Origin of the sequence: Pseudomonas sp. MIL19 (assembly GCF_028680365.1) — a bacterium.
In the GTDB taxonomy this organism is placed as follows: domain Bacteria; phylum Pseudomonadota; class Gammaproteobacteria; order Pseudomonadales; family Pseudomonadaceae; genus Aquipseudomonas; species Aquipseudomonas spirodelae.
The window spans coordinates 12,043-34,246 of sequence record NZ_JAPPVG010000006.1; the positions used below are offsets into that span (position 1 = coordinate 12,043).

At 61.7% G+C, this 22,204-nt stretch carries 22 protein-coding genes; 13 read left to right on the forward strand and 9 right to left on the reverse strand.

Going from position 1 to position 22,204, the window contains the following annotated elements:
- The first annotated feature begins 25 nt into the window (after positions 1-25).
- Entirely contained in the window at positions 26-1,084 is a 1,059-nt protein-coding gene (locus N1078_RS06190) for a polyamine ABC transporter substrate-binding protein (RefSeq protein ID WP_274087333.1), read from the forward strand.
- A gap of 132 nt (positions 1,085-1,216) precedes the next feature.
- On the opposite strand, the gene N1078_RS06195 is transcribed toward N1078_RS06190, so the two are convergent.
- Positions 1,217-2,581 (reverse strand): CYTH domain-containing protein, encoded by a 1,365-nt coding sequence (locus N1078_RS06195; RefSeq protein ID WP_274087334.1) that lies wholly within the window; start codon positions 2,579-2,581, stop codon positions 1,217-1,219.
- Between the two features lie 112 nt (positions 2,582-2,693).
- Between N1078_RS06195 and N1078_RS06200 the strand changes: the two genes are divergently transcribed.
- The 4 genes from N1078_RS06200 to argA all read left to right on the forward strand — a co-directional run bounded on the left by N1078_RS06200 (position 2,694) and on the right by argA (position 7,321).
- Positions 2,694-3,371, forward strand: a complete 678-nt coding sequence (locus N1078_RS06200) for a TIGR00153 family protein (protein WP_274087335.1) — start codon at positions 2,694-2,696, stop codon at positions 3,369-3,371.
- 39 nt (positions 3,372-3,410) lie between these two features.
- Positions 3,411-4,676, forward strand: a complete 1,266-nt coding sequence (locus tag N1078_RS06205; protein ID WP_274087336.1) for an inorganic phosphate transporter — start codon at positions 3,411-3,413, stop codon at positions 4,674-4,676.
- A 65-nt stretch (positions 4,677-4,741) separates the two neighbouring features.
- Positions 4,742-5,923: an acetylornithine deacetylase gene (gene argE, locus N1078_RS06210; RefSeq protein WP_274087337.1), complete on the forward strand. Its 1,182-nt coding sequence runs from the start codon at positions 4,742-4,744 to the stop codon at positions 5,921-5,923.
- A gap of 99 nt (positions 5,924-6,022) precedes the next feature.
- Positions 6,023-7,321 carry an amino-acid N-acetyltransferase gene (gene argA, locus N1078_RS06215; protein ID WP_274087338.1) on the forward strand — a complete coding sequence of 433 codons (1,299 nt, stop codon included), beginning with the start codon at positions 6,023-6,025 and terminating at the stop codon, positions 7,319-7,321.
- A gap of 194 nt (positions 7,322-7,515) precedes the next feature.
- On the opposite strand, the gene N1078_RS06220 is transcribed toward argA, so the two are convergent.
- The 3 genes from N1078_RS06220 to trpB all read right to left on the reverse strand — a co-directional run bounded on the left by N1078_RS06220 (position 7,516) and on the right by trpB (position 10,432).
- The gene (locus tag N1078_RS06220; protein ID WP_274087339.1) at positions 7,516-8,160 is read right to left on the reverse strand and encodes a TetR/AcrR family transcriptional regulator; all 645 of its coding nucleotides are present in this window, start codon (positions 8,158-8,160) and stop codon (positions 7,516-7,518) included.
- A gap of 254 nt (positions 8,161-8,414) precedes the next feature.
- Positions 8,415-9,224, reverse strand: a complete 810-nt coding sequence (trpA, locus tag N1078_RS06225; protein WP_274087340.1) for a tryptophan synthase subunit alpha — start codon at positions 9,222-9,224, stop codon at positions 8,415-8,417.
- Positions 9,221-10,432 (reverse strand): tryptophan synthase subunit beta, encoded by a 1,212-nt coding sequence (gene trpB, locus N1078_RS06230; RefSeq protein WP_274087341.1) that lies wholly within the window; start codon positions 10,430-10,432, stop codon positions 9,221-9,223. Before trpB ends, trpA begins: the two co-directional genes overlap by 4 nt.
- Positions 10,433-10,567: 135 nt before the next feature.
- On the opposite strand from trpB, the gene N1078_RS06235 reads away from it, so the two are divergent.
- The 4 genes from N1078_RS06235 to N1078_RS06250 all read left to right on the forward strand — a co-directional run bounded on the left by N1078_RS06235 (position 10,568) and on the right by N1078_RS06250 (position 13,430).
- Positions 10,568-11,455: a LysR family transcriptional regulator gene (locus N1078_RS06235; RefSeq protein ID WP_274087342.1), complete on the forward strand. Its 888-nt coding sequence runs from the start codon at positions 10,568-10,570 to the stop codon at positions 11,453-11,455.
- Positions 11,456-11,527: 72 nt separating this feature from the next.
- Positions 11,528-11,743: a dodecin gene (locus N1078_RS06240; RefSeq protein ID WP_274087343.1), complete on the forward strand. Its 216-nt coding sequence runs from the start codon at positions 11,528-11,530 to the stop codon at positions 11,741-11,743.
- Positions 11,744-11,920: 177 nt separating this feature from the next.
- Positions 11,921-12,916: an LLM class flavin-dependent oxidoreductase gene (locus N1078_RS06245; RefSeq protein ID WP_274087344.1), complete on the forward strand. Its 996-nt coding sequence runs from the start codon at positions 11,921-11,923 to the stop codon at positions 12,914-12,916.
- An 82-nt stretch (positions 12,917-12,998) separates the two neighbouring features.
- On the forward strand, positions 12,999-13,430 hold the full coding sequence (locus N1078_RS06250) for an OsmC family protein (RefSeq protein WP_274087345.1): 432 nt from the start codon (positions 12,999-13,001) through the stop codon (positions 13,428-13,430).
- Between the two features lie 159 nt (positions 13,431-13,589).
- Here the strand turns inward: N1078_RS06250 and N1078_RS06255 are convergent, their stop codons facing one another.
- A complete protein-coding gene (locus N1078_RS06255; protein WP_274087346.1) occupies positions 13,590-14,009 on the reverse strand; it encodes a PA0061/PA0062 family lipoprotein in 420 nt (139 codons plus the stop codon).
- Between the two features lie 88 nt (positions 14,010-14,097).
- Here N1078_RS06255 and N1078_RS06260 point away from each other — a divergent pair, with 88 nt between their 5' ends.
- Together N1078_RS06260 and N1078_RS06265 are read left to right on the forward strand one after the other, a co-directional pair.
- A complete protein-coding gene (locus tag N1078_RS06260; protein ID WP_274087347.1) occupies positions 14,098-15,168 on the forward strand; it encodes an aminopeptidase in 1,071 nt (356 codons plus the stop codon).
- Between the two features lie 46 nt (positions 15,169-15,214).
- On the forward strand, positions 15,215-15,445 hold the full coding sequence (locus N1078_RS06265; RefSeq protein WP_274087348.1) for a DUF1161 domain-containing protein: 231 nt from the start codon (positions 15,215-15,217) through the stop codon (positions 15,443-15,445).
- Between the two features lie 164 nt (positions 15,446-15,609).
- Here N1078_RS06265 and N1078_RS06270 read toward each other — a convergent pair whose 3' ends face one another.
- Together N1078_RS06270 and N1078_RS06275 are read right to left on the reverse strand one after the other, a co-directional pair.
- Positions 15,610-16,257: an HAD family hydrolase gene (locus N1078_RS06270; protein ID WP_274087438.1), complete on the reverse strand. Its 648-nt coding sequence runs from the start codon at positions 16,255-16,257 to the stop codon at positions 15,610-15,612.
- Positions 16,258-16,259: 2 nt separating this feature from the next.
- Positions 16,260-16,802: a gamma carbonic anhydrase family protein gene (locus tag N1078_RS06275; protein WP_274087349.1), complete on the reverse strand. Its 543-nt coding sequence runs from the start codon at positions 16,800-16,802 to the stop codon at positions 16,260-16,262.
- A 172-nt stretch (positions 16,803-16,974) separates the two neighbouring features.
- On the opposite strand from N1078_RS06275, the gene prlC reads away from it, so the two are divergent.
- On the forward strand, positions 16,975-19,023 hold the full coding sequence (gene prlC, locus N1078_RS06280) for an oligopeptidase A (protein WP_274087350.1): 2,049 nt from the start codon (positions 16,975-16,977) through the stop codon (positions 19,021-19,023).
- Positions 19,020-19,298: a YheV family putative zinc ribbon protein gene (locus N1078_RS06285; protein WP_274087351.1), complete on the forward strand. Its 279-nt coding sequence runs from the start codon at positions 19,020-19,022 to the stop codon at positions 19,296-19,298. The genes prlC and N1078_RS06285 overlap by 4 nt, the downstream gene beginning before the upstream one ends.
- 78 nt (positions 19,299-19,376) lie before the next feature.
- On the opposite strand, the gene N1078_RS06290 is transcribed toward N1078_RS06285, so the two are convergent.
- Together N1078_RS06290 and recD are read right to left on the reverse strand one after the other, a co-directional pair.
- Positions 19,377-20,189, reverse strand: coding sequence for a substrate-binding periplasmic protein (locus N1078_RS06290; RefSeq protein ID WP_274087352.1), 813 nt, complete (start codon positions 20,187-20,189; stop codon positions 19,377-19,379).
- Positions 20,190-20,268: 79 nt separating this feature from the next.
- The gene (gene recD, locus N1078_RS06295) at positions 20,269-22,098 is read right to left on the reverse strand and encodes an exodeoxyribonuclease V subunit alpha (RefSeq protein WP_274087353.1); all 1,830 of its coding nucleotides are present in this window, start codon (positions 22,096-22,098) and stop codon (positions 20,269-20,271) included.
- Positions 22,099-22,204: the final 106 nt, after the last annotated feature.

Consider the following 22,204-nt stretch of genomic DNA (forward strand, 5'->3'; position numbering starts at 1 on the left):
GACACGACCTCTTCGGGAGATCACCATGCCTCGCCTGTTTGCCTTACTGCTGCTTGCCCTGACGCCGCTGCTGGCCAGCGCCGAAGAGGTGATACGCGTCTACAACTGGAATGACTACATTGCCCCGCAGGTGCTCAAGGACTTCGAGGCCGAAACCGGTATTCGCGTGGAATACCACACCTTCAGCACCGCCTCCGAGTTGGACACCATACTGGCCAGCGGTGAAGCGATTGATATTGCCATGCCTTCGCACGATGCGCTGCCAGCGATGATCAAGAACGGCGCCCTGCAGCCGCTGGATTTCAAGCGACTGCCCAACCGCAAACACCTCGACAAGCAACTGCTCAGCACCCTGGTCGCCCTCGACCCCGCCAACCGGCATGCCGTGCCCTACCTATGGGGCGCCGTGGGCCTGGCAATCAATACACCGCTCGCGGAAGCAGCCTTTGGTGGCCCGCTACCGGACAGCTGGAGCCTGCTGTTCGACGCGGAACAGAGCGCGCGGCTAGCCCCTTGTGGCATCAGCCTGCTGGATGCACCCGACGAGACCCTGACCGTACTACTCAGTTATCAAGGCCGCAGCCTGGCACGCAGCTCGCCGAGCCGGATCAAGCGCAGCAGCCAAGTGCTCGACGGCCTGCGCCCCAACCTGCGCTATATCGACAGCGAGCGTTATATCGACGACCTCAACCAGGGCAAACTGTGCGTCGCCATGGCCTGGGTTGGCGATGCGCTAGCCGCTGCCGACGCCGGCCAACCCGTGCGTTTTCTGGTGCCGGATGAAGGCTCGGTGCTGTTTATCGACAGCCTGGTCATCCCCAGCAGCGCCAAACGTCCAGACCTGGCTCATCGCTTTATCGACTACCTGATGCAGCCCAAGGTCGCCGCACTGATTACCGCCGAAACCCTGTACCCCAGCGGTAATGCCGACTCACAGGCGTTTCTCGACGAAGCCCTGCGCAACCAGCCGGGCTTGTACCCGGATCGCGAAACCAAACGCCGCCTGCACGCATTGGAAACCCTGCCGGAAAAGCACAGCGCGACCCTGGAAGCCGTGTGGACACGCTTTCGTGATGGCAGTTGAGTGATAGAACAGGGAGAAGCTGTTGGCTCTGGCATTCTGCGTCGCACTACGTCCTGCATCCCTGCAGTGGTAGCCGCACCAAGAGCCGCCAACAAGACTGATGCCCCGCAAGGGGCATCAGTCGGCAGCCGCTTACTTGACCAGCTGACGCCAGGCCTTTAGCGAACCGATGGTCAATAGCTGCGCCTTGCGCGCCGCCAGTACATCCGGGTCAATGGTCTGATTGGCCAGCTCGACCAGTTTGTTCAGTTCACCATAGAGCCGGTCGACTTCTGGCACCTCCAACACCTCACGCGCCAAATGCAGCCACACCTGCAGGCGCTCGATACGCGGCAGCTGTTCGGCCAGATCTTCCGGCTGCTGCTGATAACGACGCAGCTGCAGGGCAGCGCCCTCTTCCGCAATCAAGGTCGGCAACCAGTTACCCAGTGGCGCAGCACCTTGGCGGTTGCCACGGTTATTGCGCTCCTGGGTCCAGCTGCGCGCCAGCAACCAGCGCGAGGTGGTCAGGGAGAACAGGCCCCAGCGGGTGTTTTCAAGCTCGGCCGCGAACTGCGCCGGAGCATTTTTGCGCACCTGCTCATCCAACTGACCGGCCAGCAGCAGTGGCCGCCATTCCAACAGCAACGCATCAAGCAATTCACGCAAGGCATGACTGCTCGCACGCGGCGCGGCCTGGCCGAGGCTACCGAGCAGCGCTCGCAAACCGATCAACTGCTCCAGCCACTCGACCAGCAAGCGCCAGTGGCCATTGAAGCGGTATTGTTCCGCCAGGCGCTGGCTGCTGCCCAGCAGGTACCAGCCCAGCGCGACGACGCTGTCGTCGAGGCTGGTTTCCGCGCTCACGGCAGGCGCCGGCAGATTCAGGCTGTAGCTGCTGGCATCGAACAGCCGATAACCGCGTTCGGCCTTGCTGATATCGCAGGGCATCAGCGCCAGATCAGCCGCCAGCTCGGCAGCCAGCTCCAGCAACGCATCGGGTTCACCCTGGCGCAGCTCCAGTTCCAGCTCGCAGATTTCTTCCTCGCCTTCGCCGGCAATCACCTTGCCCAGGTCCAGCGCGGCCTCGATCACCACCTTGGCCTTGCCGCGACCCCAGGCGATTTCCGCCTTCTCACGGATAAAATCAGTGGTGAAGATCGGTACCAACTGCTTCTTGTCCAACTCGGCCAAGGCCGCTGGCCAGCAGCTGTCATCGAGTTTTTTCAGGTCCAGCTTGGCTTTAGCCAGGTTCCAGTCCCACTCATTGCGCTCCGACAGGCCGGCCACGCTTTGCCCACGGGTTTTCAGGGTCTGAATAAACTGCTCACCGTCGCGGCGCACGCGCAGAGCCACCTTGGCGGCTGCCAGATCGCGCTCGGGGGTATCGAAGTACTGATTGAACAGTTCGCGCGGCTCCCAACCACTCTTGTTGCGCTTCTTCAGCAACGGGTGATCACGCAGGGCGGCCAAGGTTGCACGGCTAACCCGCAGTTTGATTTCGGTTTCTTTGTTCATGATGATGGGAGTCAACGCCTACTATGAAATTGTGACAGTCCGATTACCTGCGCTAGCGGGCCTGCGGACTGATCCGTATACTTGCCGCCTTCTTAACGCCGGGGTTCACCCTATGCCAGTCAATCCATTTGCCAGCCTGTTTGGCCGCTCACCGATTGGGCCAATGCAAAAGCACTTTGCCAAGGCTCACGAGTGCGCAGCGAATCTGGTGCCGTTCTTCGAAGCCGTAATGGTCGAGGATTGGGCCAAGGTAGAACAGGTACAGCAGGAAATGGCCAGCCTCGAAGGTGAGGCCGACAAGCTCAAGAAAAACGTGCGCTTGCACCTGCCCAAGAGTCTGTTCCTGCCCGTACCGCGCTCGGATCTGCTTGAGCTGCTGAGTGTACAGGACAAAGTTGCCAACCGCGCCAAGGACATCGCCGGCCTGATGCTCGGCCGCGAAATGACCATTCCGCAGCCGCTGCAACAGCTGATGCGCGCGTTTGTACAACGCACCGTGGATGCCAGCGCCCAGGCGCTGAAGGCCATGAACGAACTCGACGAGCTACTGGAAACCGGCTTTGGTGGCCGCGAAGCAGTGCTGGTCGAATCCATGGTCATGGAACTGGAACAAATCGAACGCGACACCGACAAGATGCAAATCGAAGTGCGACGTACGCTGTTCAAACTGGAAAAGGATCTTCCTGCGGTCGATGTGATGTTCCTCTACAAGATCATCGAGTGGATCGGCGACGTAGCCGACCGTGCCGAACGTGTCGGCAACCGACTGGAACAACTGCTGGCGCGCTAAGCGCCAGTGTCCTTTCTGGAATCTACGGATTAATTATTTATGTCTCTGATTGCGGACTACGGCCTCGTATTGCTGCTGCTTGCCTGTCTCTTCGGCTTTTTCATGGCCTGGGGCGTGGGTGCTAATGATGTGGCCAATGCCATGGGCACCTCGGTGGGCTCGCGCGCACTGACCATCAAACAGGCGATCCTGATCGCCATGGTCTTTGAGTTTGCCGGTGCCTACCTGGCCGGCGGCGAGGTGACCGATACCATCAAAAACGGCATTGTTGATGCCACCATGATCACCCCGGACCTCATGGTCTTGGGCATGATGTCCGCCCTCTTGGCAGCCGGCACCTGGCTGCTGGTGGCGTCGACACGTGGCTGGCCGGTCTCTACGACGCACTCCATCGTCGGCGCGGTGATCGGCTTTGCGGCCGTTGGCGTGTCCATGGATGCGGTGCACTGGAGCGGTGTGGGTCCGATCGTGGCCAGCTGGGTGGTGTCGCCGCTGCTCTCGGGCTTTGTCGCTTTCTGGCTGTTTACCAGCGTGCAAAAGCTGATCATCGACACCGACAATCCCTTCCTTAATGCCAAGCGTTTCGTGCCGCTGTACATGTTCATCACCGGTTTCATGGTCAGCATCATGACCCTGACCAAAGGCCTCAAGCACATCGGCTTGCACCTCTCCAACACGGAAGGGCTGATGCTCTCACTGGCTATCGGCGCGGTCGTCATGCTGCTGGGTATCGCCCTGCTCAGCCGGATCAAGGTCGATGTAGAAGCCGACAAAGACTTCCACTACGCCAGCGTGGAAAAGGTCTTTGCCGTCCTGATGATCTTCACCGCCTGCGCCATGGCCTTCGCCCACGGCTCAAATGACGTGGCCAACGCTGTCGGCCCGCTGGCTGCGATTGTTGGGGTGATTCAGTCCGGCGGCGAAGCCGTGATTGGCGCCAAATCTGCCGTACCTGGCTGGGTATTGCTGCTCGGCGCGGTGGGCATCGTCATCGGTTTGGCCACCTACGGTTACAAGGTGATCGCCACCATCGGTAAAGAAATCACCGAACTGACCCCAAGCCGTGGCTTTGCGGCCGAACTGGCGACCGCCACCACCGTGGTCGGCGCCTCGGCCATGGGCTTGCCGGTCTCCACCACCCACACCCTGGTGGGTGCGGTACTGGGTGTGGGCCTGGCGCGCGGTATCGGCGCGCTGAACCTGGGCGTGATCGGCAAAATCTTTATCTCCTGGCTGATCACCCTGCCGGTGGGCGCTGCGCTGTCGATTTTCTTCTTCTTTATCCTGCGCGGTATCTTCCTCTAAGCACCTCACGGTTTTATCTGCGCAAGCGTTAGCCCTATGATGGGACTCGCTTGCGGAGATAGCCGATGCCCCTGCCTTCCCTCAAAGACCAATTCGCCGCCCTGATCGCCGCCCCATCGGTCAGCTGTACGCAGGCGCATTGGGATCAGTCCAACCGTCCCGTCATTGACCTGCTATCCGGCTGGCTTAGCGACCTCGGCTTTGCCTGCGACGTGCAGCACGTGGCACCCGGCAAATTCAACCTGCTCGCCAGCTATGGCAGCGGCCCTGGCGGCTTAGTACTGGCCGGGCACAGCGACACTGTGCCGTTCGATGCGCAGTTGTGGCAAACCGACCCGCTCAAGCTCACCGAAGTCGATGGCCGCTGGGTTGGCCTGGGCAGTTGCGACATGAAGGGGTTCTTTGCCCTGATCATCGAAGCCGTGCAGCCGCTCCTCGGCCAAGCGTTCAAACAACCGCTACTGATTCTCGCCACCTGCGATGAAGAAAGTTCGATGTCTGGCGCGCGCGCCCTGGCCGCCGCCGGCCAGCCACTGGGGCGCGCGGCGGTGATTGGTGAGCCAACCGGGTTACGGCCGATTCGCCTGCACAAAGGCATCATGATGGAGCGCATCGATATTCTCGGGCAGAGCGGCCACTCCTCGGACCCAAGCCTCGGCCACAGCGCGCTGGAGGCCATGCAGGACGTGATGCTCGCGCTACGCGACCTGCGTGCGCAGTGGCAGCGCGAATTCAACAACCCGCAATTCAGCATGCCGCAGCCAACCCTGAATTTCGGCTGCATCCATGGCGGCGATAACCCCAACCGCATTTGCGGCCAATGTGCACTGGAGTTCGACCTGCGCCCCTTGCCCGGCATGCAGCCGGAGGCCCTGCGCGCGGCGATCCGCCAGAAGCTGCAACCGCTGGCCGAGCAACACCAGGTAAAAATCGACTACGCGCCCCTCTTCCCCAGCGTGCCGCCGTTTGAGCAAAACGCCGACGCCGAACTGGTGCGCGTTGCCGAACGCCTGACCGGGCACACCGCCGCCTCAGTGGCATTTGCCACCGAAGCGCCTTATCTTCAGCAACTTGGCTGCGAAACCCTGGTACTCGGCCCCGGCGATATCGACTGCGCCCACCAGCCGAATGAATACCTGGACATGTCACGTTTGCAGCCGACCGTGCGTCTGTTGCAACAACTGATCGAACATTACTGTCTGAATCCCAGCCAACCGGCTGTGCCATCTGGAGGAGAGAACGCGTGAAGCTGCCCCAACTGCGACGATAAAAGCGCTCCCGGCTGCCTCGTCTGGCGCACGCGCGCCACCCCATGCGTTCCATACTCGACACAGGTTCTTCAGGTAATGCACGACCACGTTAATTGGCTCCGCCACGCTTCGCCCTATATCAACGCTCACCGCGACTGCACCTTTGTCGTCATGCTGCCGGGCGAGGGCGTTGCCCACGCCAACTTCGGCAATATCGTTCACGACTTGGTGCTGCTGCACAGCCTGGGCGTGCGCCTGGTGCTGGTGCACGGCTCGCGCCCGCAAATTGAAACGCGCCTGGCGAGCAACGGTTTAACCCCACGCTATCACCGCGACCTGCGCATCACCGACAGCCCAACCCTGGACTGCGTGATTGATGCCGTCGGCCAGTTGCGCATCGCCATCGAAGCGCGCCTGTCGATGGACATGGCGCGCTCGCCCATGCAGGGCTCACGCATGCGCGTGACCAGCGGCAACTTCGTCACCGCACGGCCGATTGGCGTGGTCGATGGCGTTGACTATCACCACACCGGCGAAGTGCGGCGCATCGACCGCAAGGGCATCAACCGTCAGCTGGATGAGCGCAGCATCGTGTTGCTCTCGCCACTGGGCTATTCGCCCACCGGCGAGATTTTCAACCTGGCCTGCGAAGACGTCGCCACCCGCGCCGCCATTGACCTGGATGCCGACAAGCTGCTGCTGTTCGGCGCCGAGTGCGGCCTGCTCGACGCCGCCGGTAAGCTGGTGCGCGAACTGCGCCCACAACAAGTACCCGCGCACCTGCAACGCCTGGGCAACAGCTACCAGGCCGAGTTGCTCGACGCCGCTGCCGAGGCCTGTAAGGGCGGCGTGCGGCGCAGCCATATCGTCAGCTACGCCGAAGACGGTGCGCTGCTCAGCGAGCTGTTTACCCGCACCGGCAACGGCACCCTGGTGGCGCAGGAACAGTTCGAGTCGCTCCGCGAGGCGACCATTGAAGATGTTGGCGGCTTGATGGAGCTGATCACCCCACTGGAAGACCAAGGCATTCTGGTACGCCGTTCACGCGAGGTGCTGGAGCGCGAGATCGAGCAATTCAGCATCGTCGAGCGTGAAGGACTGATCATCGCCTGCGCCGCGCTGTACCAGATTGCCGACTCAGATTTTGGCGAGCTGGCCTGCCTGGCGGTCAACCCGGCCTATCGCCATGGCGGCCGTGGCGATGAATTGCTTGAACGCATCGAGGACAGGGCACGGGCGCAAGGCCTGAAAACCCTGTTCGTGCTCACCACCCGCACCGCTCACTGGTTCCGCGAGCGTGGCTTCGAGCTCAGCAGCGTCGACCGCCTGCCCGCCGCCCGCGCCTCGCTGTACAACTACCAGCGCAACTCACAGGTGTTTGAAAAGGCACTGTAACAAGCACAACCTGCTCACCCTGTAGAGTGGGTTAGCGACACCTCGCGCATGACTCAAGGAAGGCTGCGCTAAAAGGGTGTCGCGTAACCCACCAAGCGGTATCAGCCCATTTGGCGGGTTACGGCGCAGCCAAATGCGCGCCAGGCTTAGCTATGCAATAAGCGCCTAACCCACCCTACGACGCTTGTCTGTCGCTAATCCGCCTGGGCGTGATTGCGTTTCGGCAGATGGGTTGGCAGGTACAAACCGATATAGGCATCGAACACCCGCATGCCTTCCTCGGCCATACGTGGGGTGATTTCGCCGTGCAGCTGCACCGAGCGCGCATACACGCGGTCGCCCAGTTCCATAGCCAAGGCGAACACGTCCACATCGTCCGGCAGCTGCGGCAACGGGAAATGGCGGTCGAACAACACCTGCATCGCCTGGCCCAGCTCGATGTCGTGCTGGCGATCGGCCTGGGTCACTTCAGCCAGGCCGTGCTGCGCCAAAATCAGCTGGCGCGCAGCGGCATCGGCCGCGTAGATCGCCAACATGCGCTGCTCGACCAACCGCGACAGATCCCGCCAGTCGCGCAGGCTGGCATGCTCCACCGGTTCCTGCAGGCAGGCGCGAAACGCCGCGTGAATATCAGCCGTCAGCGCTTCAAGCAATGCCGGCACGCTGGCGAAGAAGTGATACACCGACGAGGGCGGAATCTGCGCGCGCTCAGCCACGCTGTAGATCGACAGGCTGGCCACGCCCTGCTCGGACAGTAACTCACGCGCAGCCGCCAGGATGCCAGCAATGCGGCTCTGGCTACTGGCGCGGGGTTTGCGGGCAACAGGCGGACGTGACATGACGAGACTCTAGAGCAAGGGTGCGCTATTGGACGCCAAGCAGCGTCCCGCTCGCAAGTTTCTCAGACGCGGTTTCGGATCTCGCGAGCTAGAGCGAGACAAGGCAAAAATGGCCGAGGAAGCGGAGTTTACGAGTTGTAAATGAGCACTACTCGCTTCACTCGCCCTCCGGGCCGCGCTAAAGCGCGTTAGCCGCAAGCGGCTTGCCGAGGCCATTTTTAACGCAGTATCGCCGACGCGCAGCAGATCCGAGGTCAGACGCGCGCGCCGCGCACACCTTCAGCCAATGCCGCACACAGACTCAGCACGCCCTCTACGGCCTGCTCGTTGCTGCTGGCATTGGCGACCTGATCGATCAGCGCCGAGCCCACTACCACACCATCGGCCAGACGGGCGATGGTCGCCGCGTGCTCCGGGGTACGGATGCCGAAACCGATGCACAGTGGTAGGTCGGTATGCCGACGCAAACGGGCAACAGCCTGCTCGACGTGCTCCAGCGTGGCAGAACCCGCGCCGGTCACACCGGCCACCGAGACGTAATAGACGAAGCCGGAGCTGCCGTTAAGCACGGTCGGCAAGCGCTTGTCATCGGTGGTCGGGGTGGTCAGGCGGATAAAGTCGATGCCCGCCGCTTGCGCAGGGTCGCACAGGTCGACGTTATGCTCTGGCGGCAGATCGACGACGATCAGGCCATCAACACCGGCGTCTTTGGCTTCAGCGATAAAACGCTCGACGCCATATTTGTGGATTGGGTTGAAGTAGCCCATCAGCACCAGCGGCGTTGCTTGCTCGCCTTCACGGAAGGCGCGGACCATCTGCAGGGTTTTCGCCAGGTCCTGCTTGCCTTCGAGGGCGCGGATATTCGCCAGCTGAATCGCTGGGCCATCGGCCATCGGGTCGGTAAACGGCATACCCAGCTCGATCACATCGGCACCCGCCGCCGGCAGGCCCTTGAGGATGGCCAGGGAGGCGTCATAGTTCGGGTCGCCGGCGGTGACGAAGGTCACCAGGGCGGCGCGGTTCTGTTGTTTCAGCTCGGCAAAGCGGCTTTGCAGGCGGCTCATGCGTGCTTCTCCTGTTGTTCCATGTGGTGCACGATGGTTTGCATATCTTTGTCGCCACGCCCGGACAGGTTGACCACCATCAGGTGATCCTTGGGCAGGTTCGGCGCACGTTTGAACACTTCGGCCAACGCGTGAGCGGTTTCCAGGGCAGGAATGATGCCTTCCTGGCGGCAGCAAATATGGAAGGCTTCCAGGGCTTCGGTGTCAGTCACCGAGGTGTACTCAACGCGACCGATCTCATGCAACCAGGCGTGTTCTGGGCCGATGCCCGGGTAATCAAGACCGGCAGAAATCGAGTGCGCGTCGATGATCTGGCCGTCGTCGTTCTGCAGCAGGAAGGTACGGTTACCGTGCAGTACGCCCGGCACGCCACCGTTCAAGCTGGCCGCGTGCTTGCCGGTTTCGATGCCATGACCAGCCGCTTCAACGCCGATGATTTTCACGTCTTTATCGTCAAGGAACGGGTGGTACAGGCCGATGGCATTCGAGCCACCGCCGATGCAGGCGATCAGGCTGTCGGGCAGGCGACCTTCCTGGGAAAGCATCTGCTCACGGGTTTCCTTGCCGATGACCGCTTGGAAGTCACGGACCATTGCCGGGTACGGGTGCGGGCCGGCCACGGTGCCGATCATGTAGAAAGTGGTGTCGACGTTGGTGACCCAGTCACGCAAGGCTTCGTTCATCGCATCTTTCAGGGTGCCAGTACCGGCGACCACGGGTACCACGGTGGCGCCCATCAGCTTCATGCGCAGTACGTTGGCGTTCTGGCGATGGATGTCGGTGCTACCCATAAAGATCACGCATTCCATGCCAAAGCGCGCCGCCACGGTGGCGGTGGCCACGCCGTGCATGCCCGCGCCAGTCTCGGCGATGATGCGTTTTTTGCCCATGCGTTTGGCCAGCAACACCTGGCCGATGCAGTTGTTGATCTTGTGCGCGCCGGTGTGGTTGAGCTCTTCGCGCTTGAAGTAGATCTTCGCGCCGCCGCACATGTCGGTCAGACGCTCGGCGAAGTACAGCGGGCTCGGGCGACCAACGAAATCACGCTGAAAGTAGGCCAGTTCCTTCTGGAACTCAGGATCAAGCTTGGCCTTCTCGTATTCGGCGGCCAGGTCGTGGATCAGCGGCATCAGGGTTTCGGCGACATATTGGCCACCGAACGAGCCAAACAGGCCGTTGGCGTCAGGGCCAGCGCGGAAAGAAGTCATGGCGTTCTCCTTGGGAAAGTAGCGCTGTAGTTCGCGGGCACAACCCACATCTCTACGGCAATGGACACAGGATAAAGCTGCAGCCCGCGCGACAAAAGCGATAAGATCGCCGCAACCTGTTAGGAAAACTCACACATGAGCCAAGACCTTCCGCCCCTCAATGCCTTGCGCGCTTTCGAAGCCGCTGCGCGCCTGAACAGCATCAGCCAAGCAGCAGATGAGCTGCATGTTACGCATGGCGCTGTCAGCCGACAGGTGCGCCTCCTCGAAGAGCACTTGGGTGTGGCCTTGTTCAGTAAGGAAGGGCGCGGCCTTAAACTCACAGATGCTGGAGTTCGTTTACGCGATGTCAGCGCGGAGTTGTTCGGCCGCCTGCGCAGCACCTGCGCCGAGTTGCAGCAGGGCCAGGCCGATGCGCCGTTTGTCTTGGCCTGCCCGGGCAGCCTACTGGCGCGCTGGTTTATTCCGCGCCTCGACCGGCTCAACCGCGAGTTACCGGAACTGCGCTTGCAGCTGTCCGCCAGCGAGGGCGAACTGGACCCGCGCCGCAGCGGTGTGGACGCCACCCTGTGGTTCGCCGAGCCGCCGTGGCCGGCGGATATGCAGGTGTTCGAGCTGGCGGCCGAACGCATCGGGCCGGTGCTCAGCCCACGCTATGCGCACTTCGCCGCACTGCATCAGGCGCCTGCAGCAGCCCTGCTGAATGAGCCGCTGCTGCACACCAGCTCACGCCCGCAAGCCTGGCCCAGCTGGGCAGGCAGTAATGCGCTGGACGCCTCGACACTGAAACTCGGCCAAGGCTTCGAGCACCTCTATTACCTGCTGGAAGCTGCCGCTGCAGGCTTGGGTGTGGCGATTGCCCCGCAGCAACTGGTCGCCGATGACCTTGCCGGCGGTCGCTTGGTTGCGCCCTGGGGCTTTGTCGAAACCTCGGCACGCTTGGCCTTGTGGGTGCCGGCACGCAGCCTGGATAAACGCGCGCAGCGCCTGGCCGAGTGGATACGCAGCGAGCTGGCGCGCTGAACCGCCCCCTACAGATCGGGCAAACCGCTGGGGTTCAACTAGCGTTGAACTATCAGCCAAAGGAGAACGCTCATGTCCGATCATCACACCTACAAGAAAATCGAAATCGTCGGTTCCTCGAAAACCAGCATCGAAGATGCCATCGAGAATGCCCTCGCGGAGTGCGCCAAATCAGTCCGCAATATGGACTGGTTCGAAGTGGTGGAAACCCGCGGGCATATCGTCGACGGCAAAGTCGGTCACTATCAAGTCAGCCTGAAAGTCGGCTTCCGTATGAGCAACAGCTAGCCCGTACCCGACGACCTGGCCAGCGCATGCTCGCTGGCCAGGTTCAGCGCGCTGATCAACACCGTCTGCCCGAGAAACACGCCCTGCCCTTGGAATCTGCAGAACAAACCCCACTATCTAACTCAGGTATTGGCGCACTGCTGCGCCGTGCAAACGGATAATCCATAGGCAGACCCGATGAGCGCACTCACACAGAGCAAATTCTCCACCCTTGATCTCGCCCCGATTCGTGACGATGGCAACGCCGCCCAGGCCCTGCACAATTCCCTGGCGCTGGCGCAGCATGTCGAGCGCCTGGGCTTCGAGCGCTTCTGGGTGGCCGAACACCACAATATGGATGGCATCGCCAGCTCGGCCACCTCTGTACTGCTGGGCTATCTGGCCGCCGGCACCTCGCGCATTCGCCTGGGCTCTGGTGGCGTGATGCTGCCCAACCATGCCCCGCTGGTGATTGCCGAACAGTTCGGCACCCTGGCGACCCTCTATCCGGGGCGAATCGAGTTGGGCCTGGGCCGCGCGCCGGGCGCCGATCACTTTACTGCGCAAGCCCTGCGCCGCGACCGAATTGGCAGCGCCGATGACTTCCCCGCCGACGTTGAGGAGCTGCAACGCTACCTGGGCCCGCGCACGCCGGATCAACGGGTGATCGCCATGCCGGGTGCGGACACCAACGTGCCGATCTGGCTGCTCGGTTCCAGCCTGTTCAGCGCCCAATTGGCGGGTGAAAAAGGCTTGCCCTATGCCTTCGCCTCACACTTCGCGCCGCGCTATATGCATGAGGCGATTCGCGTCTACCGCAACCACTTCAAGCCCTCGGCGGTGCTCGACAAACCCTATGTGATGCTCGGTGTACCGCTGATTGCCGCCGACACAGATGAACAGGCCGAATACCTGGCCACTTCGGCCTACCAGCGCATTCTGGCGCTGATTCGCGGCCAGAGCCTTGTGCAGAAGCCACCGGTAAACAGCATGCAAGGCCTGTGGCTGCCGCATGAAAAAGAAGCCGTGAACAACTTCCTCGGCCTGGCGGTGATCGGCGGCCCGGAAAGAGTTCAGGCACGCCTAGAGATGCTGCTGGAGCAGACCGGCGCCGATGAGCTGATCTTCACCTGCGACCTGTATGACTTCGCCGATCGCCTGCATGCCTTTGAACTGCTGGCACAGCTCCGCTGATTTACCAGCGGCAGGTCAATTGACGAACTTGTGCGGCCAATAGCACTCCCAACCCTGTAACCCCACGCACAGGAGACGCCCGATGAAGAAGACCGCATCAGCCCACTGGCAAGGTGGCATCAAGGATGGCAAAGGCACGATTTCAACCCAGAGCGGCGCGCTGAACAAAGTGCCTTATGGCTTTAATACGCGCTTCGAAGACCAGCCCGGCAGCAACCCCGAGGAGCTGCTCGGTGCGGCCCACGCGGGCTGCTTTTCCATGGCCCTGTCCAAGGAGCTGGGCGACGCCGGAATGACCGCCGAAAGCATCGACACTCGCGCGGAGGTGACGCTCGACAAACAGGATGGCGGCTTCGCTATCACCGCCGTGCACCTGTCCTTGCACGCGAAAATCCCCGGAGCCGACCGCGCCGCCTTCGAGAAAGCCGTGGAAACCGCGAAGAACGGCTGCCCCGTCTCCAAAGTGCTAAACGCCACCATCACCCTGGAAGCGGTACTCGATAGCAGCCTCTAATTCAGAACCTGCTCACGATCTAGCGAGCTAGAGCACTGCAAGGCAAAAACAGGCGAGGAAGCGGAGTGTACTGTTGTACATGAGCATTCCGACTGGGCTCGCATCCGAGCCTGTTTTTAACGCCGCAGGGCCGACGCGCAGCAGATCGTGGACAGGTTCTCAGAACGTACCGCAGCGCAAAACCTTGCTGCGCGCCAGGACATTGCGCTGCGCATCATAGAGCCAGGCCTGGGCTTTCATCTGCATGGGCCTGGCCTCTAGTCGGTAGCGCTGTCCGGCGACAAAGTTGTCATGCCGTATACGGATTTCGCAGGTCACCTGCCGCGGCTCGGAGAGGCCATCCTGGCCACCGCCGCTGTTTACCTCAAACTGAAAACGCGCCTGCAATTCATGGGCACCGGCGGGCACCTGAAAGTAGCGACCATCGTTGAGCCGCTGGCCATCGAGGCGATCAGCCATAAGCAGGGTGCCGGCATTGCTGCGCAGCTCAACCCAGGCTTGGCTCGGGTCAGGCGACGGTAGAGGCGAGGCGCAGGCGCTGAGCACCAGCACACTGCTCAATAAACCTAGGTAACGCATGGCATACCTCCCTCATTTAACTGCCCACTAGCCTACGCCGATCCTGCGCTGGTAGCGTGGCAGCCTGTCTATTCATCGGTAACTGGTCATGTTCGACACGCTGTCCTGGCGCTGGGTTGCACTGGCAACCACGCTGCTGCTGAGCGGTTGCAGCAGCCTGGATTACTACAGCCACCTGGCCAGTGGACAACTGCAGCTGCTCAAGGCCCGCGAACCGATTGCCGAGCTGCTGGAAAGGCCGACTGTCGAGCCCAGCCTTAAGCAGCGCCTGGCCCTGGCGCAACGCGCCCGCGACTTTGCCAGCGCGCACCTGGGCCTACCAGACAACCAGAGCTATCGCCTGTATGCCGATATCCAGCGGCCCTACGTGGTGTGGAATGTGTTTGCCACCGAGGAATTTTCCCTCGCGCCTAAGCTGCACTGTTTCCCCATCGCCGGTTGCGTGGCCTATCGCGGCTACTACAGCCAGAGCCGCGCGCGCGGGGCGGCGGCGCTGTTGAAGCAGCAGGGGCTGGACACCTACCTGGCCGGCATCGAGGCCTATTCCACCCTCGGCTGGTTCGATGACCCAATCCTCAACAGCATGTTGCGCTGGAATGATGAGCGCCTGGCGGCGGTGATCTTCCACGAGCTGGCGCACCAACAGCTGTATGTGACGGACGACACCGCATTCAATGAATCCTTCGCCAGCTTTGTCGAGCGCGAAGGCCTGCGCCAATGGCGCGCCAAGCAGGGCCTGCCGCCTAACGATGCGCTGGGCGATGCACAACGCGAACAATTCGTCGCCCTGGTATTGGCCAGCCGCGCGCGCTTGCAGCAGCTCTACGACAGTGACTTAACGCCAGCGCAGATGCGCAGCGGCAAACAGACCGAGTTCGCCCGCCTGCGCGCCGAATACCGCACGCTGCAGGCGCGGGAGTGGAACGGTGCAGGCCTGTACGACAACTGGATCAATGCACCACTGAACAACGCCAAGCTGTTGCCTTTCGGCCTTTATGATCGATGGGTGCCGGCCTTCGCGGCAGTCTTTGCACAAGCCGGCCACGACTGGCCACACTTCTATCAGCGCGCCGCGGTGCTGGGCCAGCTACCATCAGCCCAGCGGCATAAGGCCCTGACAGAACTATCTGCAGATACGCAGAACTTGCCTCGCCAATAGCCAGTCCAAGAGTTGTAAACCGTGTTCACGCAAAAGGAGCCATGCCATGAACAACGTCACCCTGACCATACTGCTTAGCCTGCTCAGCAGTAGCCTATTGGCTGCACCTAAAGACTGCGAAGAGTTACGCGCGGAAATTGAAGTGAAAATCCAGGCCGCCGGCGTGGCCAGCTACACCCTGGAAATCGTGCCCAACGAAGACGCTCAAGACCCCAGCATGGTGGTCGGCAGCTGCGACGGCGGCACCCAGAAAATCATCTATCAGAAAAATGGCTAAGCGCAGGTCGTAGGATGGGTTAGGCGCGCAGCGACGTAACCCATCAAATGGGCCGCAGTCGCCTGGTGCAGCATGGGTATCGCGGCGCTCAACCTGCGCGGCCCGACCCATCCTACGGCACTGCCAGGCGATGGGTTACGCCTACGGCTAACCCACCCTACGAGTTAGCCGATAAACGCTTGGTGCAGCTCAGCAAGGCTGTTGAAGTGATAGGTCGGTGCTTCGGCCTGCAACTCTGCCGCACTGCCAAAGCCATAGCCCACCGCCGCCGCATGCAGGCCATTACGCTGCGCGCCGATCAGGTCGTGCTTGCGATCACCGATCATCAGCGTGGCGTCGCGCGGTAACTGTTCCTGCTCCAGCAGATGGGCGATCAGCTCGACCTTGTCGGTGCGCGTGCCGTCCAGCTCGCTGCCATAGATCACCTTGAAGTGCTTCGCGAAACCAAAGTGCCTAGCAATTTGCTCGGCAAATACCGTCGGCTTGCTGGTGGCAATAAACAGCGTGCGCTGCTGGTTCTGCAGCAGCTGCAACAACTCGCCCACACCGTCGAACGGCTGATTCTCATACAGGCCCACTTCACGAAAACGCTCGCGATAGTGGTTCACCGCCTGCCAGGCCGTGGCCTCGTCAAACTGGTAAGTCTGCATAAAACACTGCAACAACGGCGGGCCGATAAAGTGCTCCAGCGCTTGCAGATCAGGCTCATCAATACCCAACTTGGCCAGCGCATGCTGCACCGAACGGGTAATGCCCTCACGCGGATCGGTGAGGGTGCCGTCGAGGTCGAACAGAATATTGCTGTAGTGCATCATCAGCTGCCGTAGCCTTCCATCAGGTGCTGGTCCTTCAACCGCACGTAGTTATCGGCGCTGTAGCGGAAGTAGCTGCGCTCTTTCTCACTCAGCTCGCGGGCTTTTTTCGCCGGGCTGCCGAGGTACAAAAAACCACTTTCCAAGTGGCTGCCGGGTGGCACCAGGCTGCCGGCGCCGAGCATCACTTCCTCATCAATCACTGCGCCGTCCATAACGATGCTGCCCATGCCGATCAGCACCCGGTTGCCGATGTTGCAGCCGTGCAGGGTGACGTTATGGGCGATGGTGACATCGTCGCCGATCGTCAACGGGTAACCGCGCGGGTTGAAGGGGCCGGCATGGGTAATGTGCAGCACGCTGCCGTCCTGGATGCTGGTGCGCTCACCGATGCGGATGCTGTGCATGTCGCCACGGATCACCACCAGCGGCCAGATCGAGCTGTCCGCGCCAATCTCCACATCGCCCAAAACCACGGCCGAGGCATCAACAAAGGCCCGTGAGCCGAGCAGTGGAGTGAATTGCTGGTAAGTACGAATCGCCACGATAGAAACCTCTTAAGCTGCGTCTGACCTTGATTGTAATTAAGATGGCACCCATGTTCAGGGTATGCGCGCTGTTTTACCAACCGCCACTGCCCATTCAAGCCTACCCTGGGAGCCTTTTGTGCCCACCGGGGTCACAGCTGCAAACCCATTCTGTTACAGGTGACCTGTCGTGACTGCCAACAACCCCCTGCTGCAAGCCTTCGATCTGCCGCCCTATTCCGCCATCCGCCCGGAGCATGTCGAGCCGGCAGTGGACAGCATTCTTGCCGACAGCCGTGCGGCCATGGCGCGCCTACTTGAACAACAAGCCGGCACACCCACCTGGGATGGCCTGGTGTTAGCGCTGGACGAACTGGGCGCACGCCTGAGCCAGGCCTGGAGCCCAGTCAGCCACCTCAATGCAGTGTGCAACAGCCCCGAGCTGCGCGCCGCCTACGAGGCGTGCCTGCCAAAACTGTCCGAGTACTGGACCGAAATCGGCCAGAACCAGCCGCTGTTCCAGGCCTATCAGGCACTGGCGAGCAGCCCGGCTGCTGCGGGTTTTGATGTGGCACAGAAGACCATTCTCGAACACGCCCTGCGCGACTTCCGCCTGAGCGGTATCGACCTGCCGGCCGAACAGCAGAAGCGTTACGGCGAAATCCAGATGAAGCTCTCCGAGCTGGGCAGCACGTTCTCCAACCAATTGCTGGATGCCACCCAGGCCTGGACCAAGCACGTCACCGACGAGGCCGCCCTGGATGGCCTGACCGATTCGGCCAAGGCGCAAATGAAGCAGGCTGCCGAGGCTAAGGAGCTGGACGGCTGGCTGATCAGCCTGGAATTCCCCAGCTACTTCGCGGTGATAACCTACGCCAACGACCGCGCCCTGCGCGAAGAGCTGTACGCCGCCTACTGCACCCGCGCCTCCGATCAAGGTCCGAATGCCGGCCAGCACGACAACGGCCCGGTGATGCTGGAAATCCTCGCCCTGCGTCAAGAACTGGCCAAACTGCTGGGTTTCGGCAACTACGCCGAGCTGAGCCTGGCCAGCAAAATGGCTGAAAGCACCGATCAGGTGCTGCACTTCCTGCGCGACCTTGGCACACGCGGCAAACCATTCGCCGAGCAGGACCTACGCGAGCTGCAAGCCTTTGCCGCCGAACAGGGCTGCAACGACCTGCAAAGCTGGGATGTTGGTTACTACAGCGAGAAACTGCGCGAGCAGCGCTACAGCATTTCCCAGGAAATCCTGCGGGCATACTTCCCCATCGACAAAGTGCTTAGCGGCCTGTTCGCCATTGTCGAAAAGCTCTACGGCATCCAGATCAACGAGCTGTCCGGCTTCGACGCCTGGCACCCGGATGTGCGTCTGTTTGAGATCACCGAGAACGGCGCACACGTTGGGCGTTTCTTCTTCGACCTTTACGCCCGCGCCAACAAGCGCGGCGGCGCGTGGATGGACGGCGCCCGCGACAAGCGCCGCTCGGCCGATGGCACGCTGATCAGCCCAGTGGCCAACCTGGTGTGCAACTTCACCCCAGCAGTCGGCGGCAAACCCGCGCTGCTGACCCACGATGAAGTCACCACCCTGTTCCACGAATTCGGCCACGGCCTGCACCACCTGCTGACCCGCGTTGAACACGCTGGCGCTTCCGGTATCAACGGCGTGGCCTGGGATGCGGTCGAACTACCAAGCCAGTTTATGGAGAACTGGTGCTGGGAGCCGGAAGGCCTGGCGTTGATTTCTGGCCACTACGAGAGCGGTGAGCCGCTGCCGCAGGACCTGCTGGACAAGATGCTGGCGGCGAAGAACTTCCAATCCGGCTTGATGATGGTGCGGCAGATCGAGTTCAGCCTGTTCGACTTCGAACTGCACGCCACCCACGGTGACGGCCGCAGCGTGCTGGAGGTGCTGGAAGGCATCCGCAGCGAGGTCTCGGTACTGCGTCCGCCGGCCTACAACCGCTTCCCCAACAGCTTCGCGCACATCTTTGCCGGTGGTTATGCGGCGGGTTACTACAGCTACAAATGGGCCGAAGTACTGAGTGCCGATGCCTTCTCCAAGTTCGAAGAAGAAGGGGTATTTAACAGCGAAACCGGCCGCGCCTTCCGCGAAGCGATTTTGGCGCGCGGCGGTTCGCAGGCACCGATGGTGCTGTTTGTTGATTTCCGTGGCCGTGAGCCGTCAATCGACGCCCTGCTGCGCCACCTCGGTTTGAGTCAGGAGGCCGCATGAGCGACGCACCGATGAATGTCACCGCCAAACGCTTTATCGCCGGCGCGGTCTGCCCGGCATGCAGCGAAATGGACAAGATCCAGATGTGGAACGTCGACGGCGTGCCGAACCGCGAATGCGTGGCCTGCGGCTACGCCGACACCCTCGATGAGCGCGGCAACTCGGTGCCCAAAGAGCTGCCCACGCGGGTCAATATCAGCACACTAAAACCCAAGGTGGCGAACCCCAAGGTACAGACGGTGCAGTTCTTCCCTAATCCGAAGCTGAAGAAATAAGCGGACGCTCTTTGTAAGCGCGCAACCGCTCCAGAGTGGCGGCCAGGGATGGCAGGCCATAAAGAACGCTGCACAGGCTTACTGCAACGGTGGCCTGCTGACCTGCTGCGGCAGAATGACTGGCTCGTTAGCCGTCACCCGAGGGCGAGCCTGCATATAACCCTCAAGTAGCCGTTGATAGCCGCCACTGGCTATAAGGCTCGCCAGCCCCGCGTTGAATCTTTCGATAATCTCCAGCCCACGTGGATGCGTGCGCGGCACGATCAAATACAAAGCGCTGGAACTGATCATGCGCGGGGAACGGCGAATCTGAGTGGGCGTAGCCCCCGTCAGCTGCAATGCAACGTCACCCAAACGTCGATCTGCAACAAAGAAGTCGTCACGGCCAATCAATACCAGCCGCACGCATTCCTTGAGGCCAATCGGTGAATGACGGCTCAGTGCGCCTTGATCAACCAAGGCCTGAATCATCGATGGCAGCTGCCAGCCCAGCGGGCTGCATACTCGACGCCCCTGCATGGTCTGCGCATCCGCCTGCGCTATGGGGTCATCAGCGCGGCTAAACAGATACGGTTCAACGACCAGCAGCGGCGCAGAGTAGAGGTACTCGAGCGCTCGTTCGGGCGTCTTTACGTAGGGAAACGTCGCGTCGTACTCGCCACGCAAAGTCTTCAGGTAACCACGATTCCACGGCCGCCATTCCAGCGTGCTATCAACACCACCCTGCTCCAGCGCGGCGTGCACAACCTGAGTGAGCAAGCCACCAGCCGGTAACGCTCTACCGGTAAAAGGGGCGTAATCATCTCCGGTGACTAAACGCAGCTCCTCGCTCATCACGGGATGGCAATACATCAGGCCCAATAGCAGGTAGGCAAGTCGCCGAGCACGCATCTGTTTTACGCCCCTAGCGCCCACTACTGCGACGCACGTTAAAGAGCCCGTGTAGGTATTTCACGGGTCCTGATCCTGGCTAATCAAATAATCCCAGTTGCCCATTGGTCGCAATGGGCGTATCCGAGCCCACAGCCGCAGGTGCATGGGCTAACCGCTCGGCCAACCCCGCCGCCCGCTCGGCGCGGGTCGCCACCGCCTCAGCCAAGCGCGGCGGCAGACCCCATATTTCCACCTTGCTCTTAGCGCGAGTGATGCCGGTGTAGAACAGGCTGCGACTAAGCAGCGGGCTCGGTTGCTCGGGCAGCACCAGCAGCACTTCGGCAAATTCCGAACCCTGACTTTTATGCACGGTCATGGCGAAGGCGCTGTCGTGGCTGGGCAGGCGTGCCGGAGCAAAGGGCCGGTAGCCGTCCTCACCCTCGAAGAACACGCGCAAACCGTATTCGGTGTGCAGGCAGATGCCAATATCGCCGTTGAACAGCCCGAGGGCGTAGTCGTTCTGCCGCACCATCACCGGCCGGCCGACGTACCAGCGCTCGCGGCTGGCCACCTGACTGCGGCGTTTGATCCGTGCTTCCAGTGCTTCGTTGATACCCGCCACGCCCCATGCGCCCTCGCGCTGGGCCGTCAGGGTGCGAAAGCTGTTGAAGGCGGCGAACGCAGCGGCGGCATCCGCACTTTTCGCCGCTGCCATATAAGGGGCGTAACCCTGGTCGAGACGATCGAGCAAATCCGCCGGTGTTGGTTCGGCGTTCCAGGCCAGATCGCTGCGACCCTCCTTGAGCAAATTGAGGGTGCCACTGACATCGCCGCCGTTGATGCGCCGCGCCAGCTCACCGATGCCGCTGTCACCGGCAAAGCGGTGGCTATGGGTTAGCAGCACAACGGCGTCGCCAAGCTTTGAGGCAGGCTCAGACACCGGCACGGGCTGGCCGGTGATGCGTTGCAAGTCGGCGGCAGCCTGGGCATCGAAGCCGCGCCCCTCGCATAACTCAGCAAACACCGCGCCGGCTTCCACCGCACACAGCTGGTCTTTGTCACCCAACAGAATCAACCGCGCCGTTGGCGGCAACGCGTCGAGCAGTTTGGCCATCAGCGCCAGGTCGACCATCGAGGCTTCGTCCACCACCAGCACATCCAGCGCCAGCGGGTTGGCCGCGTGATGCCGCACCTGCGGGCTGTCACCACGGCTGCCGAGCAAACGGTGCAGTGTGCGCGCTTCATCCGGCAGCGCAGCCTTGACCGCTTCGCTGACCGGCAACTCGGCCTTGGCATTACGAATCGCTTCGGCCATGCGCGCGGCGGCCTTGCCGGTGGGCGCGGCCAAACCGATAGCCAAATGCTCACAACCAGGCTGTTCCAGCAGTGCAGCAAGCAGGCGCACCACGGTGGTGGTTTTGCCAGTGCCGGGGCCGCCGGAGATCACCGCTAGCTTGCGCCGCACCGCTTGCGCAGCAGCCAAACGCTGCCAGTCGGGTTGTTGCGTATTAAAGGCAAACAGTCGCGTCAGGCTTTCACTCAACTGAGCATCGTCGATCTCAGGTAGATCGGCAGCGCGTTGCAGCAGTTGCGTGGCCAGATGCCGCTCATAGGCCTGATAGCGCGCCAGATACAGCCGGCCATGCTCAAGAATTAGCGGGGTGAAGTCACCATCTGCGCCAACCAGCGGCGACGCGAGCAACTGCGCCTGCCAATCCACCAGTTTCGGTAGATTGAAAGCATGCTCAGGCCAAGGCCGCTGCCCAGCCAGTCGCGCCAGGGGCAAGCACACATCGCCTTTGTCCAACGCTATACAAAGCAACGCCGCCGAGGCCAACACCACCGGCGAAGCAGCCGGATCGAGACGCTGCAGGCTGTCGACCAGCGCGCGCTCCAGCGGGCCGAGGGGTAGGTCAGCGAACGTCATTGAGCGCTCCCGTAGGGTGGATGCAATCCGGGGAATGGGTCAGGCACCGCGCAGTGCGTTCCCGGATTACATCCGAGCTACACCATGCACGTTGGTAGGTTAGGTG

Bases quoted from the DNA above. Each gene is read 5' to 3' on its own strand.
- N1078_RS06190 (WP_274087333.1), top strand. From the start codon at position 26: ATGCCTCGCCTGTTTGCCTTACTGCTGCTTGCCCTGACGCCGCTGCTG.
- N1078_RS06195 (WP_274087334.1), bottom strand. From the start codon at position 2,581: ATGAACAAAGAAACCGAAATCAAACTGCGGGTTAGCCGTGCAACCTTG.
- N1078_RS06200 (WP_274087335.1), top strand. From the start codon at position 2,694: ATGCCAGTCAATCCATTTGCCAGCCTGTTTGGCCGCTCACCGATTGGG.
- N1078_RS06205 (WP_274087336.1), top strand. From the start codon at position 3,411: ATGTCTCTGATTGCGGACTACGGCCTCGTATTGCTGCTGCTTGCCTGT.
- argE (WP_274087337.1), top strand. From the start codon at position 4,742: ATGCCCCTGCCTTCCCTCAAAGACCAATTCGCCGCCCTGATCGCCGCC.
- argA (WP_274087338.1), top strand. From the start codon at position 6,023: ATGCACGACCACGTTAATTGGCTCCGCCACGCTTCGCCCTATATCAAC.
- N1078_RS06220 (WP_274087339.1), bottom strand. From the start codon at position 8,160: ATGTCACGTCCGCCTGTTGCCCGCAAACCCCGCGCCAGTAGCCAGAGC.
- trpA (WP_274087340.1), bottom strand. From the start codon at position 9,224: ATGAGCCGCCTGCAAAGCCGCTTTGCCGAGCTGAAACAACAGAACCGC.
- trpB (WP_274087341.1), bottom strand. From the start codon at position 10,432: ATGACTTCTTTCCGCGCTGGCCCTGACGCCAACGGCCTGTTTGGCTCG.
- N1078_RS06235 (WP_274087342.1), top strand. From the start codon at position 10,568: ATGAGCCAAGACCTTCCGCCCCTCAATGCCTTGCGCGCTTTCGAAGCC.
- N1078_RS06240 (WP_274087343.1), top strand. From the start codon at position 11,528: ATGTCCGATCATCACACCTACAAGAAAATCGAAATCGTCGGTTCCTCG.
- N1078_RS06245 (WP_274087344.1), top strand. From the start codon at position 11,921: ATGAGCGCACTCACACAGAGCAAATTCTCCACCCTTGATCTCGCCCCG.
- N1078_RS06250 (WP_274087345.1), top strand. From the start codon at position 12,999: ATGAAGAAGACCGCATCAGCCCACTGGCAAGGTGGCATCAAGGATGGC.
- N1078_RS06255 (WP_274087346.1), bottom strand. From the start codon at position 14,009: ATGCGTTACCTAGGTTTATTGAGCAGTGTGCTGGTGCTCAGCGCCTGC.
- N1078_RS06260 (WP_274087347.1), top strand. From the start codon at position 14,098: ATGTTCGACACGCTGTCCTGGCGCTGGGTTGCACTGGCAACCACGCTG.
- N1078_RS06265 (WP_274087348.1), top strand. From the start codon at position 15,215: ATGAACAACGTCACCCTGACCATACTGCTTAGCCTGCTCAGCAGTAGC.
- N1078_RS06270 (WP_274087438.1), bottom strand. From the start codon at position 16,257: ATGCACTACAGCAATATTCTGTTCGACCTCGACGGCACCCTCACCGAT.
- N1078_RS06285 (WP_274087351.1), top strand. From the start codon at position 19,020: ATGAGCGACGCACCGATGAATGTCACCGCCAAACGCTTTATCGCCGGC.
- N1078_RS06290 (WP_274087352.1), bottom strand. From the start codon at position 20,189: ATGCGTGCTCGGCGACTTGCCTACCTGCTATTGGGCCTGATGTATTGC.
- recD (WP_274087353.1), bottom strand. From the start codon at position 22,098: ATGACGTTCGCTGACCTACCCCTCGGCCCGCTGGAGCGCGCGCTGGTC.